Genomic DNA, 13568 nt, shown 5'->3' on the forward strand with positions numbered 1-13568 from the left:
CCGCCATGAGAGCGGCCGCCTGCTATGGATCGGCTGCTGCGCCTTCATCTATTCGATGTGGGCGCTGTACGGCACCGGCGAGCGGGCGATCTTCTGGGGCTTCCTGGTGCTGATGGTCGGCATTCCGCTCTACACCTGGCGCCAGTGGCGCAACCGGGTGCAGGCGGAGGCCAGTCACAGCCAGTAGCTGACTGCCCACCAGCCCAGGCCGCCCATGACGATGGTGTAGGGCAGCGCCATCCACACCATGCGTCCGTAGGACAGGCGCACCAGCGGCGCGATGGCCGAGGTGAGCAGGAACAGGAAGGCGGCCTGGCCGTTGGGCGTGGCCACGCTGGGCAAGTTGGTGCCGGTGTTGATGGCCACCGCCAGCGTGTCGAAGTGTTCGCGGCTCATCTGGCCGTTGGCGAAAGCCTGCTTGACCTCGGTGATGTAGATGGTGGCGACGAACACGTTGTCGCTGATGGCCGAGAGCAGGCCGTTGGCGATGAACAGCATGCCCGGCTGCTGCTCCGTGGGCAGCGCCAGCACCCACTGGATGAGCGGGGTGAACAGCTGCTGTTGCTGGATCACCGCGACCACGGCGAAGAAAGTCACCAGCAGGGCGGTGAACGGCAGGGCGTCCTGGAAGGCGCGGCCGATGCGGTGTTCGTCGGTGATGCCGGAGAAGGCGGTGATCAGTACGATGACCGTCAGGCCGATCAGGCCTACTTCCGCCACGTGCAGGGCCAAACAGACGATCAGCAGCAGAGCAGCCAGGCCCTGGACCAGCAGGGCGGCGCGCTGGGCGTTGGTGCGCTGCGCATCGCTGGCGCGGGCCTGCTCGGCCAGCACCTGGCGCACGGCTTCCGGCAACTGGGCGCCATAGCCGAACCAGCCGAGGCGCTCAAGCAGCATGCAGGTGGTCAGGCCGGCGGCCAGCACCGGCATCGACACCGGCGCTACGCGCAGGAAGAAGTCGGCGAAATTCCAGCCCATTTCGTGGCCGATCAGCAGGTTCTGCGGCTCGCCGACCAGGGTGCACACGCCGCCCAGGGCGGTGCCCACGGCGCCGTGCATCAGCAGGCTGCGCAGGAAGGAGCGGAACTGCTCCAGGTCCGCACGGTGCAGTTCGATCGGCTCATCCTGCAGCGATTCATCATCCTGCGGGCCGCGGTCCGAGGCGACGCGGTGGTAGACCGAGTAGAAGCCCAGGGTGGCGCTGATGATCACTGCGGTAACCGTCAGCGCATCGAGGAAGGCCGAGAGAAACGCCGAGAGCAGGCAGAACAGCAGGGCCAGCAGGGTCTTGGAGCGCACGCCGAGGAGGATGCGTGAGAACAGGAACAGCAGCAGGTCCTTCATGAAGTAGATGCCGGCCACCATGAACATCAGCAGCAGGATCACCGGGAAATTGTGCGCCAACTCTTCGTACAACGCCTTGGGCGTGGCCAGGCCGAGCACGATGGCTTCCAGTACCAGCAGGCCTCCGGGCTGCAGCGGGTAGCATTTGAGCGCCATGGCCAGGGTGAAGATGAACTCGGCCACCAGCAGCCAGCCGGCCGCCACCGGGCCGATCGTCCACAGCACCAGGGCATTGGCGATCAGGAAACCGACGATGGTCAGCTTGTACCAGGTGGGCGAATTGCCGAGGAAGTTGTGTGCGAAGGCGCCTGGGAGGGAAGGCTGCATTGGTTTATCCCCTGCAAAGAAAAAGGGCGAAGGTTCGGGGCCAACTTCAAAAAGATCAAGCGTTTAACTGCTATAGGCAGAAATCTACTTAGATTTACTAGCGTGTCCTGCGTCACGCTGGCCAGCATCGACTTTTGTTTCGCGCTTGTTATAGTGGGGCGATTGATTCCAAAACAAAATATCTATCGTGCGCCCGTGCGCCCTGCCTTCGAGGATGATCTGCGTGCCTGAATACAAAGCCTTTCGCGTCGAGCTAGTCGACAAGATCGCCCATGTGCAGATCAACCGCCCGGAGAAGGTCAACGCGATGAACGCGGACTTCTGGGAAGAGATCATCGAGATCTTCCGCTGGGCCGACGAAACCGACGAAGTGCGCGTGGTGGTCATCTCCGGCGCCGGCAAGCATTTCTCCTCGGGCATCGACCTGATGCTGCTGGCCCAGGCCGGCACCCAACTGGGCAAGGACGTGGGCCGCAACGCCGAGGCGCTGCGCCGTACCATCCTGCGCCTGCAGGGCTCGTTCAATGCTGTCGACAACTGCCGCAAGCCGGTGCTGGCCGCCATCCAGGGTTACTGCCTGGGCGGCGCCATCGACCTGGTTTCGGCTTGCGACATGCGTTACTCCACCGTCGATGCGCAGTTCTCCATCAAGGAGATCGATATGGGCATGGCCGCCGACGTCGGTACCCTGCAGCGCCTGCCGCGCATCATCGGCGACGGCATGATGCGCGAGCTGGCCTTCACCGGCCGCACCATCGACGGCAACGAGGCGCTGCGCATCAACCTGGTCAACCGTACCTACGCCAGCCAGGAAGAACTGTTGGCCGGGGTATTCGAGATCGCTCGCGAGATCGCCAGCAAGTCGCCGATCGCCATTCGCGGCACCAAGCACATGATTCGCTACATGCGCGACCACCGCGTCGACGACGGCCTGGAGTACATCGCCAACTGGAACGGCGCCATGCTGCAGTCCGCCGACCTGCGCGTGGCCATGGCCGCGCACATGAGCAAGCAAAAACCGGAATTCGCCGACTGATCCCAGCCTAAAGAGGTTCAGCAGACCCATGGTCACTGGAGCGACATCCCTGAATATGGTGCGTGACGAGCTGTTCACCACCATGGAAGAGACCGAACAGAGTCTCGAACAGTTCATCGCCGAACGGAACAACGGCAGCCTGTTGCAGCAGGCCGTGGAAAATCTGCAGCAGGTGCGTGGCACCCTGAACCTGATCGAACTGGCTGGCGCCGAGCTGCTGGCCCAGGAAGTGCTGCAGCAGGCCACCGACATTCCCGCCGGCGCTGGCGAGGAGCGCGACGGCCAACTGGCTGCCCTGAGCAACGCGCTCTACGTCCTGCGCCGCTACCTGGAAAACGTCGACGCCCATCGCCAGGAGATGCCCGAGCTGTTGCTGCCGGCGATCAACGACCTGCGTCAGGCGGGCGGCCAGGCGCCGCTGCCAGAGAGCTTCTTCTTCAGCGTACGTCTGGATCAGCAGCGCGCCGCCGGTGTGCCTGGTGCACCACTTAGCGCCGAGGATGCCCGGCGTCTGCGCCACATGTTCCAGGTTGGCCTGCTGGGCTTCATCCGTGAAGACAACTCCCAGGCCAGCCTCAAGTTGATGCTACGCGCGCTGGCGCGCCTCGATGGGCTGTTCGCCGACAAACCGGCCGGGCGCCTGTACTGGATTGGCGCCGCCGCCGTGGAGTCGCAGCTCGATGGCCAGCTGTTGCCGCGCAAGGCGCGCAAGCAGCTGTTCTCGCGTCTGGATCGCGAGATCAAACAAGCCCTGATCGCTAATGGCGGTTACGAGGCGCCGCGCAGCCTGCTCAAGGAACTGCTCTACTTGGTGGCCTTGGCTGACAGCCGTGGCCCGCAGGCCAGTGCCGTGCGCGAGGTGTTCGGTCTGGCGCCGTTGCCGTTCACTGACCACCTGCTGGACGAGGAATATCAGCGCCTGTCCGGCCCCGGCCAGGGCGTGATGCGCTCGCTGTCCACCGCGATCCGCGAGGAGCTGGCCAGCGTCAAGGATCTGCTCGACCTGATCGAACGTGGTACCGCCCAGCCAGACAGCTTCGGCAATCTGCACGCGCTGCTCGGCAAGCTGGCCAAGACCCTCAGCATGGTTGGCCTGAGTTCCGCAGCCAACGCGCTGCAGGTGCAGCTGCCGGTGGTCGGTAGCTGGGGAGAAGAGAACCCTGCTGCCAGCGCCGACCTGCACAAGCTGGCCGAGGCGGTGCTCTACGTCGAGAGCATGGTCGCCAGCCTGGAGCGTGGCGAGCAGCGCAACGCTCGGCCGAATCCGGTAGGGCCGGGTGACGAGGGCGAAGCTTTCGCCGCGCACCAGCTGGCCGAAGCGCGCATCGTGGTGGTCGACGAGGCTCAGGGCGGTCTGGCCTTGGCCAAGCGCGCCATCACCTCCTACCTCGAATCCAATGGCGACAAGTTGCACCTGGCCAACGTGCCGTTCAGTCTGCAGGCGGTGCGTGGCGGCTTGTGGTTCCTCGGTCAGGAGCGCGCGGCCAAGCTGATCGGCCTGTGCGCCGAGTATATCCAGACGCAGATGCTCGATGCCCGGCAGATGCCGTCCGAGCAGATGCTGGAAACCCTGGCCGATGCCCTCAGCAGCCTGGAGTATTACCTCGAAGGTGGTGCCGTGCTGCGTCCCGAGACCACTCCGAGCGTGCTCGACCTGGCCGAGGAAAGCGTGCGCGCTCTGGGCCTGCCGGTAGCTGCCTGATGGCTTCCGGCTGGCAGACCACGCCGCCGCTGGACAATGCCCAGGCCGGTGGCTGGGCTCTGGTGCGCAGTCCCCAGGGTTTTCTCGCCGATAGTAACGGCGTGCTTTTCCCGCGTGAGTGGCTCAAGCGTCAGGACCTGCCGCTGCTGGCCGAGCATGGCCTCGGTCATTTCAACGACGAGCCGGTGTGGCTGCTGACGCTGGATCGCCCGGCCGAGATGCCCGGCTGCTTCTGGCAGGGCCTGCGCCAGTTCATGCTGCAGGCCGACTATTCAACCTTCCGCATGCTCTCGTTCGCCGAGCAGGTCGGTAACTGGGATATCAATCACCGCTTCTGCGGGCGCTGTGGCAGTCGCAATCGCCAGGTCGTCGGCGAGCGCTGTATGCGCTGCCCGGAGTGTGGGCTGGATAGTTACGCGCGTATCTCACCGAGCATGATCGTGCTGGTCACCCGTGGCGACGAGCTGCTGCTGGCGCGCTCGCCGCGCTTCGTCTCCGGCGTCTACAGCACCCTGGCTGGCTTCGTCGAACCCGGCGAGTCGGCGGAGGAGTGCGTGGCGCGCGAGGTGCGCGAAGAGGTCGGCATCGAGGTCGGCACGCCGCAGTACCTGGGCAGCCAGAGCTGGCCGTTCCCGCATTCGCTGATGCTCGGCTTCCACGTCGAATACGTCAGTGGCGAGATTGTGCCGCAGGCCGACGAAATCGAGGATGCTCGCTGGTTCCCCATCGACCAGCTGCCACCGCTGCCGATGTCACGCTCGATCGCCCGCTACCTGATCGATCTGCATGTGGCGCGCCGTCTCGGCCTGCCGGAGCCACAGCTGCAGCACTGAGGTGCTGCGTCGTCTGTCAGAACCAGTGCTGCCAGGCCAGGCGTGCGGTCAGGGCCAGAACCATCAGGATGAACACCGGGCGGATGAACTTCGAGCCGCCGCGAATCGCCGTGCGCGCGCCGAGGAAGGCGCCGGCCATCAGCGCCAGGCCCATGGCGATGCCGAGCAGCCAGGCGACCTGGCCGGTGATGATGAACACGGTCAGGGCCATGGCGTTGCTGACGAAGTTCATGCTGCGTGCCACGCCGCTGGCGCGGACCAGGTCCATGGGGTAGAGCAGCAGCGTGCTCACCGTCCAGAACGCCCCGGTGCCAGGGCCGACCACACCATCGTAGAAACCCAGCCCCAGGCCTTGCGGCCATTGGCGACCCTGGGCGATAGGGGCATCGGCCTGATCGTGAGTCTCCGGCATCTTGCCGAAAAGCAGGTACAGACCGCAGGCGAATACCACGGCCGGCAGCATCTGGTTGAGCCAGGCGGCTGGCAGCCAATGGGCGATGAGGGCGCCAATGGCCGCGCCGATGGCTGTGGCGATCAGCGCGTTGCGCCACTGCTGCGGGTGAAACAGCTTGCGTCGGTAGAAGGTGTAGCTGGCGGTGGCCGAGCCGAAGGTGGCGCACAACTTGTTGGTGCCCAGCACCAGGTGCGGCGGCAGCCCGGCGGTGAGGAGGGCGGGAATGGTCAGCAGGCCACCGCCGCCGGCGATGGCGTCGATGAACCCGGCGGTGAAGGCGACCAGCGCGAGAATCAGCAGGGTGGTGGGATCGACACCCAGCTCGAAGGGAAAGGGCATAAAAAACTCGAAGTGGATTCAATTGTGCGGGGCCGCCGCTGGCTCGCCGTACGGCTGCTGCGCATAATGCCGGCAAAAAATCGCAGAAGGAAACGCTTCCATGCAGTATGACGGCCTGGCCTGGTTCACCGGCCTGCTGGCCCTGCTGGCCCTGTTCATCGCCGCCCGCATCCTCTTCGCGCCCAACTGGTTCCTCGCCTGGCTGCGCGGCACTCTGGGCCTGGCCTTCCTCGGCCTGGCGCTGCTGGTCGGCGTGGTGGCCTACGACCTGCGCAGCTACGGCGCCCAGGTGCAGGACAAGCCGCTGGTGACCCTGAGCTTCGTCGCCGACGGCCCACAGCGCTACCGCGTCAACCTGCTCGAGGGTGGCGAGGAGCGCGAGGTGCTGCTGGAGGGCGACCTTTGGCAGCTGGACGCGCGCCTGCTGGGCTGGAAGGGCCTGGCCGCGCTGATCGGTCTGGAACCGGGCTACCGCTTGGAGAAACTCTCCGGTCGCTTCCTCGCCATCGAGCAACAGCAGGGCGCCCGACATGCCCAGGTGCAGCTGGCGCAGAGTCCCTACGGTATCGACCTGTGGCGCTGGTTGCGCCTGGGCCAGCGCGACCTGTTCCTGTTCGATCCGCAGGCGGCGCGCGTCACCTATCTGCCGATTGCCGATGGTGCTTCGTTCGGCGTCAGCCTGAGTCCCACGGGACTATTGGCACAGCCGATGAACCAGGCGGCCGAGCAGGCGCTGAAGGACTGGCAATAGTCTGATGGATTCGCTTAGCAAAACGCCCCTCTAGAGGGGCGTTTTGCTATGTGCGCGGTACTCACCAAGAAGATGGGTGAGGACGGTACTACTTGGCCATGCCGCGCGGCAGGCGGCTGCGGCCGGGCAGTTGCTCCAGGCGGCGCTGCCATTCGGCGCGAGCGGTCTTGGCGCTGGCAGGCTTGGCTGCGGCGGCGGGGGCGGCTTCCACGACCTTCGCGGCCTTGGCGGCGGCTCTCAGGTCGGCCAGGCTCGGGCTCTTGCGCACCGGCTCGCTGACGGTTTTCTCCACGGAGCGCAGGCAGAGCTTGCACGAGACCTGGGTGGTATCGGCGGTGGTGTCCAGGTTTGCGCCTGTGCGGCCGCAGGCGACCTGTTCCGGAGTGGTGGAGTAGTGAATGGCCAACGTGTTGTCTCCTACTTTGCGGGCGCGGGATTCTACACAGCCATGTCGCCCAGGCGAAGCTTCAGGCGACGGATAAAAAAACACCCCTGCGGGAGGGGTGTTTTCAGGGCCGCTGGCTGCACTCAGGAGAGGAAGCCACCGTCCACGTTCAGCGCCACGCCGGTGGTGTAGCTGGAGGCATCGCTGGCCAGGTACAGCACGGTGCCGGCCATTTCGGTTGGCTCGGCCACGCGCTTGAGCGGGATGCGCTGCAGGGCGACGTTGAGGATCGCATCGTTCTTGGTCAGGGCCGAGGCGAACTTGGTGTCGGTCAGGCCCGGCAGCAGGGCGTTGCAGCGGATGCCGAACTGCGCGCATTCCTTGGCGAAGACCTTGGTCATGCTGATCACGGCAGCCTTGGTCACCGAGTAGATGCCCTGGAACTCGCCCGGCGAGACGCCGTTGATCGAGGCGACGTTGATGATCGAGCCGCCACCGTTGGCCTTCATCAGCTTGCCGCCTTCGATGGACATGAAGTAGTAGCCGCGGATGTTGACGTCGACGGTCTTCTGGAAGGCGCCCAGATCGGTGTCCAGTACGTTGCAGAACTGCGGGTTGGTGGCGGCGTTGTTGACCAGGATGTCCAGGCGGCCGAACTGCTCGCGGATAAAGGCGAAGACGTTCTGGATCTGCTCCATCTCGCCGATGTGGCAAGCGATGGCGGTGGCCTTGCCGCCGTCGGCGATGATGGCGTCGGCGACCTTCTGGCAATCGTCGATCTTGCGGCTCGAGACGATCACGTGGGCGCCTTGCTGGGCCAGCAGTTTGGCGATGGCCTCACCGATGCCGCGGCTGGCGCCGGAGACGAAAGCGATCTTGCCGTCGAGGTCGAACAGGTGGGTCTTGGACATTGTGGTTCCCTTGTCTGAGCCGGGTTAGAGAGTGGATTTCTTGATGACCTGCAGGGCAGCTTGCTCCAGCAGCTTGTTCATCATGATGAACTGGGCGAAGCGCTTGTCCTTGGTCTGACCATGGAAGAAGCGGTAGTAGATCTGCTGCACGATGCCGGCCAGGCGGAACAGGCCATAGCAGTAGTAGAAGTCGAAGTTGTCGATCTGGATGCCGGCGCGTTCGGCGTAATAGTCGACGAACTCCTGGCGGGTCAGCATGCCCGGCGCGTTGCTCGGCTGGCGGCGCATCAGCTGCATGGGCTGCGCGTCGCCGGCCTCGATCCAGTAGGCGAGGGTGTTGCCCAGGTCCATCAGTGGGTCGCCGATGGTGGTCAGCTCCCAGTCGAGTACGCCGATGATCTGCATCGGGTTGGCTGGGTCGAGGATCACGTTGTCGAAGCGGTAGTCGTTATGCACGATGCCCGGCTTGTGGTGGTCGGCCGGCATCTTCTCGCGCAGCCAGGCCTTGACCGGCTCCCAGGTGGGGGCGTCGGGGGTCAGGGCCTTCTCGTAGCGGTCGCTCCAGCCTTCGATCTGGCGCTTGACGTAGCCTTCCGGCTTGCCCAGGTCGGCCAGGCCGCAGGCCTGATAGTCGACGTTGTGCAGATCGACCAGCTTGTCGATGAAGCTCTTGCACAGGGCGTTGGTCTGCTCGGCGCTGAAGTTCAGCTCGGCCGGCATGTCGCTGCGCAGGATGATGCCCTTGACCCGCTGCATCACATAGAACTCGGCGCCGATCACCGACTCGTCGGTGCAGTGCACGTAGGCCTTGGGGCAGTACGGGAAACCGGCGTTGAGCTGGTTGAGGATGCGGTACTCGCGGCCCATGTCGTGAGCCGACTTGGCCTTGTGGCCGAACGGCGGGCGACGCAGCACGAACTCCTGCTCGGGGTATTCCAGCAGGTAGGTCAGGTTGGAGGCGCCACCGGGGAACTGGCTGATGCGCGGGGTGCCGGTGAGGCCCGGGATGTGCGCCTTCAGGTACGGGTCGATCTGCGCGGCATCGAGTTCTTCGCCCTCGCGGATGCCGGTGGACTGGTCTGTCAGCGTCATGCTTATCCCTTCTGATGATGATGGGTGCCACTAATCATTGGCTAATTTAATGGTGCCCTTAAGCAAAGCACAGCGTTATAGATGTGGCTGTTGGTCGTCGATCAAGAGGCCTGATTGCCACATTTCGCCTGGGCGCGGGCGAAAAAAAACCGGAGTCCGAAGGCTCCGGTTTTTCGCTGTTGCGCGGTATGCCCTAGGGCTTATACCGGGAACAGTTCGGCCAGTTTCATGGCCAGCATCATGTCGCCTTCGGCGCGCAGTTTGCCGCCCATGAAGGCTTGCATGCCGTCGGTTTCGCCGGAGGCGATACCGGCCAGGGTGGCGCTGTCCATGATCAGGGTGACGTTGGCGTTGGCGTTGTCGCCCTGCTGTACGTCGCAGGTGCCGTCTTTGACGATCAGCGCGTAGTTGTCACCGTCTTCGATGTTGAACTGGAATACCAGGTCCAGGCCGGCGGCAGCGCTGGCGTTGAACTTGGACTTCATAGTGTTGATGGTGTCGGCAACGCTCATGGTTTCTGTCCTTTTTATCAGGGGTTTCTCGCGGCTTTGCGGGCCGCTGTGGGCCGGTTCTCAGCGGTAGGTGATGAGTTCCGGGGCCTTCAACAGCTCCAAATGCACACGGCTGTTGAAGGAAGCCAGGGTCGCCTCGCTGCCTCGGAAGGTCAGGCGCGAGAGCGAAGTATTGACGATCTGCCAGTTGAGCTCGAAGGCTCTGTCCGCCGGCACGCCGGTCAGCAGGTGGAGCAGGGCGGTGATGGTGCCGCCGGAGGTGAATACGGCGATGTGCTGACCGCGTTCGGCTTGCGCCAGCAGGCGCTGCAGGCCGCCGTTCACCGTGTCGACGAAGCCCTGCCAGGTGTCGTGCTCGGGTTCGTCATATTCGCCGCTGACCCAGCGACGGATGATGCGGGCGAACAGGTGCTGGAAGGCGGCGCGGTTTTCCTTCGGATTGCGCATGATGGCCAGCGCATCCGGCTCGTCCGGCAGCATGGCCGGCAGCAGATTGCGGATCACCGCCTCGGCGTCGAATTCGTTGAAGGCCGGATCGATTTCCAGCTCGGGAGCATTCAGGCCGGCCGCCACGCAGCGCTGCAGGGCGGAAGTGGCGGTATGCTGCTGGCGACGCAGGTTGCCGCTCAGGCAGCGATCGAGGCTGATGCCGAGCTGGGCCAGGTGGTCGCCCAGCACTTCGGCCTGGCGCACGCCCAGCGGGGACAGCACGTCGTAATCGTCGGCACCGAATGAGGCCTGGCCGTGTCGTATCAGGTAGATGCTACCCATGTCCGCAGTCGATCCCGGCGGGTTGAAGTTTCGCGAGGGTAGGGCCGGAGCCGGGCCCCTGTCAACGAAAAAACATACGCTTGTTTGAATTGCCTGAGGGCTGCCGACACACGGCTCGCCGTGGTTGGCCGGCAGGCTCCGGCGCCGGTATGCTGAGGACTGGCAGCTGCCTGGATCGGGCTCTGCGACAGGATAGACGAGGGGGAACCTGTGGAGTTTCTGTTGGATTATGCGGACTTCCTGCTCCGCACCCTGACGGTGGTGGTCGCCATCATAGTGGTACTGCTGACCATCGCTGCACTGCGCAGCAAAGGTCGTGGCAAGGGCAGCGGCCATCTGCAGGTGAGCAAGCTCAACGATTTCTACAAGGCACTGCGCGAGCGCCTCGAGCACGAGTTGCTCGACAAGGCGCAGCTCAAGGCCCAACGCAAGGCCGAAACCAAGCAGGCCAAGCAACAGAAGAAAGAAGGCCAGGCCAAGCCGCGAGTGTTCGTGTTGGACTTCGATGGCGACATCAAGGCCTCGGCCACCGACAGCCTGCGCCATGAGGTCACCGCACTGCTGAGCATGGCCAGCGCCCAGGACGAAGTGGTGCTGCGCCTGGAGAGCGGCGGCGGCATGGTGCATGGCTATGGTCTGGCTTCCTCGCAGCTGGCGCGCATCCGCCAGGCCGGCGTACCGCTGACCGTGTGCGTGGACAAGGTCGCCGCCAGCGGCGGCTACATGATGGCCTGCATTGGCGACAAGGTGCTCTCCGCGCCCTTCGCCATTCTCGGCTCCATCGGTGTGGTGGCGCAGGTGCCGAACATCCATCGTCTGTTGAAGAAGAACGACATCGACGTGGAAATGCTCACCGCTGGCGAATTCAAGCGCACCCTCACCATGCTCGGCGAGAACACCGAGAAGGGCCGCGAGAAGTTTCAGGAGGACCTGGATACCACCCATGAGCTGTTCAAGAACTTCGTGGCCCGCTACCGGCCGCAGCTGAACATCGACGAGATCGCCACCGGCGAGGTCTGGCTGGGTATCTCGGCGTTGAACAAACACCTGGTCGACGAACTCAAGACCAGTGACGAATACCTGGCCGAGCGAGCTCGCGAGGCCGAACTGTTCCACCTGCATTTCGCCGAGAAGAAGAGCCTGCCAGAGCGCTTCGGCCTGGCCGCCAGCGTCACGCTGGACCGCCTGCTGCTGAACTGGTGGAGCCGTCTCAACCAACAACGTTTCTGGTAGGAGTAAGCCATGACTGCCTTCAAGGCTCTGCTGGTCAGCGAGGACAACGGTACCTTTGCGTCCAAGGTGGTGGAGCGCAATGTCGCCGACCTGCCGGCTGGAGAAGTACTGATCCGTGTGCAGTACTCCTCGCTCAACTACAAGGACGCCCTGTCCGCCAGTGGCAACCGCGGTGTGACCAAGAGCTACCCGCATACCCCGGGCATCGACGCCGCCGGCGTGGTGGCCGAGTCGTCGGTGAGCGAGTTCGCTGCGGGCGACGAGGTGATCGTCACCGGCTACGACCTGGGCATGAATACCGCCGGTGGCTTCGGCCAGTACATCCGCGTGCCGGCCGCCTGGGTGATCAAGCGGCCCAAGGGCCTGAGCCTGCGCGAAGCCATGCTGCTCGGCACCGCCGGCCTGACCGCCGGGCTGTGCGTGGACAAGCTGGAACAGGCCGGACTGACCCCGGCCGCCGGCCCGGTGCTGGTTACCGGTGCCACCGGTGGCGTCGGCTCGATCGCCGTGGCCCTGCTGTCGCGCCTCGGCTACAACGTCGCCGCGTCCACTGGCAAGGCCGGGCAGGGCGAGTTCCTGCGCCAGCTCGGCGCGCAGCAGATCGTGCCGCGCGAGGAGCTGCAGGAAGGTAGCGAGAAGGCCATGCTCAAGGAGCGCTGGGCCGGTGCGGTGGATACCGTTGGCGGCGACATCCTGTTCAACGTGGTCAAGTCGCTGCGCTATGGCGCCAGTGCGGCCTGCTGTGGCCTGACCGCTGGCATGGGCTTCAAGGGCGGCGTGGCGCCTTTCATCCTGCGTGGGGTCAACCTGCTGGGCGTGGACTCGGTGGAGCTGCCGCTGGTAGTCAAGGCTTCCATGTGGGACAAGCTGTCCCTGCAGTGGAAGCTGACCAACCTGGAAAGCCTGGCCGAAGAGGTCAGCCTGGAGCGCTTGCCCCAGGCCATCGAGCAGATCCTCGCCGGCAAGATGGTGGGGCGCGTCCTCGTTAACCTTGCCTGATGGTGACCGGGCCTGGGTTTAACCCAGGTCCGGCAGCAGGTACCCCGCCCATAGCGAGTCGGCGAACTGGCTACGGAAGAAGCCGAAGTGGCCGATGCGCTGAACACCGATATCGGTCGGGGCGATGCGCTTCGCCGTCTGTGGCGCGCCGCGATAGAAGCCGTGCAGGGACTCGGTATTGCGCCCGGACATCATCTCGTCATCGGTGAAGGACAGCGAGGTGATCGGCGTACGCACCGCCGAATAGGCATCGCGCACTTCCGCGCCCTCGGCACCCACCGCATATTCCGGGTCCAGGCACCAGCGCCGCCATTGCTGGATCACGCCGCGCGGCAGGTCGCCGACCATGCCCAGGCGCTGCCCGGGGAAGTAGCCGGCCAGCGGCGTCACCAGTGGTGCGATCAGGTACCAGAGCAGCCAGGCCCTGTTGCGCAGGCTCTTGGTGTTTTCCCGCCAGTAGCCGCTGCCGGTGGCGATGGTGAAGGCGTGGCGGATGCGTTCGCTGCCGCGCACGAAGGGCAGAATCTGCCCACCGAGGCTGTGGCCGATCCAGAACACCGGCAGCGCTCCTGCGGCCTCCACGACCGCGTCGAGCATGGCACTGCAGTCATGGCGACCCCAGCCGATCACATCCACATCCAACTCGCGCAACGGACCGCTGCGCGACAGGCCCATGCCGACATAATCGAAGGTCACGGTGAGGTAGCCACGTTCGGCCAGCCAGCGGGCGAAGTCGGCGTAGAAACGCTGCTCCACGCCCATGGCTGGCACGATCAGCACCACGCCGCGGGTTTCGCCTGGCGGCTGGTACCAGTGGCTGGAAAGGGTATGCCCGTTGCCGTTATCCAGCGGGCGAGAAAGTGGGGTGATCATGATGCG

14 protein-coding genes and 1 pseudogene are annotated in these 13568 nt (G+C 64.7%); 7 read left to right on the plus strand and 8 right to left on the minus strand.

Annotated features, from left to right (window positions below; translation table 11 throughout):
* Positions 1–187, plus strand: a pseudogene (locus tag IP89_RS03420) (amino acid permease); the annotation flags it as partial.
* Here the strand turns inward: IP89_RS03420 and nhaB are convergent.
* Positions 175–1671, minus strand: coding sequence for a sodium/proton antiporter NhaB (nhaB, locus tag IP89_RS03425; protein WP_043307720.1), 1497 nt, complete (start codon positions 1669–1671; stop codon positions 175–177). The pseudogene IP89_RS03420 and the gene nhaB overlap by 13 nt on opposite strands.
* A 223-nt stretch (positions 1672–1894) precedes the next feature.
* On the opposite strand from nhaB, the gene IP89_RS03430 reads away from it, so the two are divergent.
* The 3 genes from IP89_RS03430 to nudC are packed head-to-tail and all read left to right on the plus strand — an operon-like array spanning position 1895 to position 5242.
* Positions 1895–2707 (plus strand): crotonase/enoyl-CoA hydratase family protein, encoded by an 813-nt coding sequence (locus IP89_RS03430; protein WP_043307721.1) that lies wholly within the window; start codon positions 1895–1897, stop codon positions 2705–2707.
* A gap of 28 nt (positions 2708–2735) precedes the next feature.
* The gene (locus IP89_RS03435) at positions 2736–4409 is read left to right on the plus strand and encodes a hypothetical protein (protein WP_043307723.1); all 1674 of its coding nucleotides are present in this window, start codon (positions 2736–2738) and stop codon (positions 4407–4409) included.
* Positions 4409–5242 (plus strand): NAD(+) diphosphatase, encoded by an 834-nt coding sequence (gene nudC / locus IP89_RS03440; RefSeq protein ID WP_043307725.1) that lies wholly within the window; start codon positions 4409–4411, stop codon positions 5240–5242. The genes IP89_RS03435 and nudC overlap by 1 nt, the downstream gene beginning before the upstream one ends.
* Positions 5243–5258: 16 nt before the next feature.
* On the opposite strand, the gene IP89_RS03445 is transcribed toward nudC, so the two are convergent.
* Complete coding sequence (locus IP89_RS03445; RefSeq protein ID WP_043307727.1) at positions 5259–6035, minus strand: TSUP family transporter; 777 nt, start codon at positions 6033–6035, stop codon at positions 5259–5261.
* Between the two features lie 100 nt (positions 6036–6135).
* On the opposite strand from IP89_RS03445, the gene IP89_RS03450 reads away from it, so the two are divergent.
* Entirely contained in the window at positions 6136–6786 is a 651-nt protein-coding gene (locus tag IP89_RS03450; RefSeq protein ID WP_043307729.1) for a hypothetical protein, read from the plus strand.
* An 88-nt stretch (positions 6787–6874) separates the two neighbouring features.
* Here the strand turns inward: IP89_RS03450 and IP89_RS03455 are convergent, their stop codons facing one another.
* The 5 genes from IP89_RS03455 to IP89_RS03475 form a co-directional block, all read right to left on the minus strand.
* Positions 6875–7192: a hypothetical protein gene (locus IP89_RS03455; protein ID WP_043307732.1), complete on the minus strand. Its 318-nt coding sequence runs from the start codon at positions 7190–7192 to the stop codon at positions 6875–6877.
* Positions 7193–7314: 122 nt separating this feature from the next.
* Complete coding sequence (locus tag IP89_RS03460; protein ID WP_043307733.1) at positions 7315–8082, minus strand: SDR family oxidoreductase; 768 nt, start codon at positions 8080–8082, stop codon at positions 7315–7317.
* 24 nt (positions 8083–8106) lie between these two features.
* Positions 8107–9174 carry a phosphotransferase family protein gene (locus IP89_RS03465; RefSeq protein WP_043307734.1) on the minus strand — a complete coding sequence of 356 codons (1068 nt, stop codon included), beginning with the start codon at positions 9172–9174 and terminating at the stop codon, positions 8107–8109.
* Positions 9175–9374: 200 nt separating this feature from the next.
* Complete coding sequence (locus tag IP89_RS03470; protein ID WP_043307735.1) at positions 9375–9686, minus strand: SCP2 sterol-binding domain-containing protein; 312 nt, start codon at positions 9684–9686, stop codon at positions 9375–9377.
* Between the two features lie 60 nt (positions 9687–9746).
* Positions 9747–10457, minus strand: a complete 711-nt coding sequence (locus IP89_RS03475; protein WP_043307737.1) for a histidine phosphatase family protein — start codon at positions 10455–10457, stop codon at positions 9747–9749.
* 210 nt (positions 10458–10667) lie between these two features.
* On the opposite strand from IP89_RS03475, the gene sohB reads away from it, so the two are divergent.
* Together sohB and IP89_RS03485 are read left to right on the plus strand one after the other, a co-directional pair.
* Entirely contained in the window at positions 10668–11690 is a 1023-nt protein-coding gene (sohB, locus tag IP89_RS03480) for a protease SohB (protein ID WP_043307739.1), read from the plus strand.
* A 9-nt stretch (positions 11691–11699) separates the two neighbouring features.
* On the plus strand, positions 11700–12689 hold the full coding sequence (locus tag IP89_RS03485; protein WP_043307741.1) for a YhdH/YhfP family quinone oxidoreductase: 990 nt from the start codon (positions 11700–11702) through the stop codon (positions 12687–12689).
* A gap of 18 nt (positions 12690–12707) precedes the next feature.
* Here IP89_RS03485 and IP89_RS03490 read toward each other — a convergent pair whose 3' ends face one another.
* Positions 12708–13562 (minus strand): alpha/beta fold hydrolase, encoded by an 855-nt coding sequence (locus IP89_RS03490; RefSeq protein WP_043307742.1) that lies wholly within the window; start codon positions 13560–13562, stop codon positions 12708–12710.
* Between the last annotated feature and the right edge of the window lie 6 nt (positions 13563–13568).

This window comes from Pseudomonas sp. ML96 (assembly GCF_000761545.1).
Classification (GTDB): domain Bacteria; phylum Pseudomonadota; class Gammaproteobacteria; order Pseudomonadales; family Pseudomonadaceae; genus Aquipseudomonas.

Bases quoted from the DNA above. Each gene is read 5' to 3' on its own strand.
- IP89_RS03485 (WP_043307741.1), top strand. From the start codon at position 11,700: ATGACTGCCTTCAAGGCTCTGCTGGTCAGCGAGGACAACGGTACCTTT.
- nudC (WP_043307725.1), top strand. From the start codon at position 4,409: ATGGCTTCCGGCTGGCAGACCACGCCGCCGCTGGACAATGCCCAGGCC.
- IP89_RS03450 (WP_043307729.1), top strand. From the start codon at position 6,136: ATGCAGTATGACGGCCTGGCCTGGTTCACCGGCCTGCTGGCCCTGCTG.
- IP89_RS03465 (WP_043307734.1), bottom strand. From the start codon at position 9,174: ATGACGCTGACAGACCAGTCCACCGGCATCCGCGAGGGCGAAGAACTC.
- IP89_RS03470 (WP_043307735.1), bottom strand. From the start codon at position 9,686: ATGAGCGTTGCCGACACCATCAACACTATGAAGTCCAAGTTCAACGCC.
- IP89_RS03490 (WP_043307742.1), bottom strand. From the start codon at position 13,562: ATGATCACCCCACTTTCTCGCCCGCTGGATAACGGCAACGGGCATACC.
- IP89_RS03460 (WP_043307733.1), bottom strand. From the start codon at position 8,082: ATGTCCAAGACCCACCTGTTCGACCTCGACGGCAAGATCGCTTTCGTC.
- IP89_RS03435 (WP_043307723.1), top strand. From the start codon at position 2,736: ATGGTCACTGGAGCGACATCCCTGAATATGGTGCGTGACGAGCTGTTC.
- IP89_RS03475 (WP_043307737.1), bottom strand. From the start codon at position 10,457: ATGGGTAGCATCTACCTGATACGACACGGCCAGGCCTCATTCGGTGCC.
- IP89_RS03445 (WP_043307727.1), bottom strand. From the start codon at position 6,035: ATGCCCTTTCCCTTCGAGCTGGGTGTCGATCCCACCACCCTGCTGATT.
- nhaB (WP_043307720.1), bottom strand. From the start codon at position 1,671: ATGCAGCCTTCCCTCCCAGGCGCCTTCGCACACAACTTCCTCGGCAAT.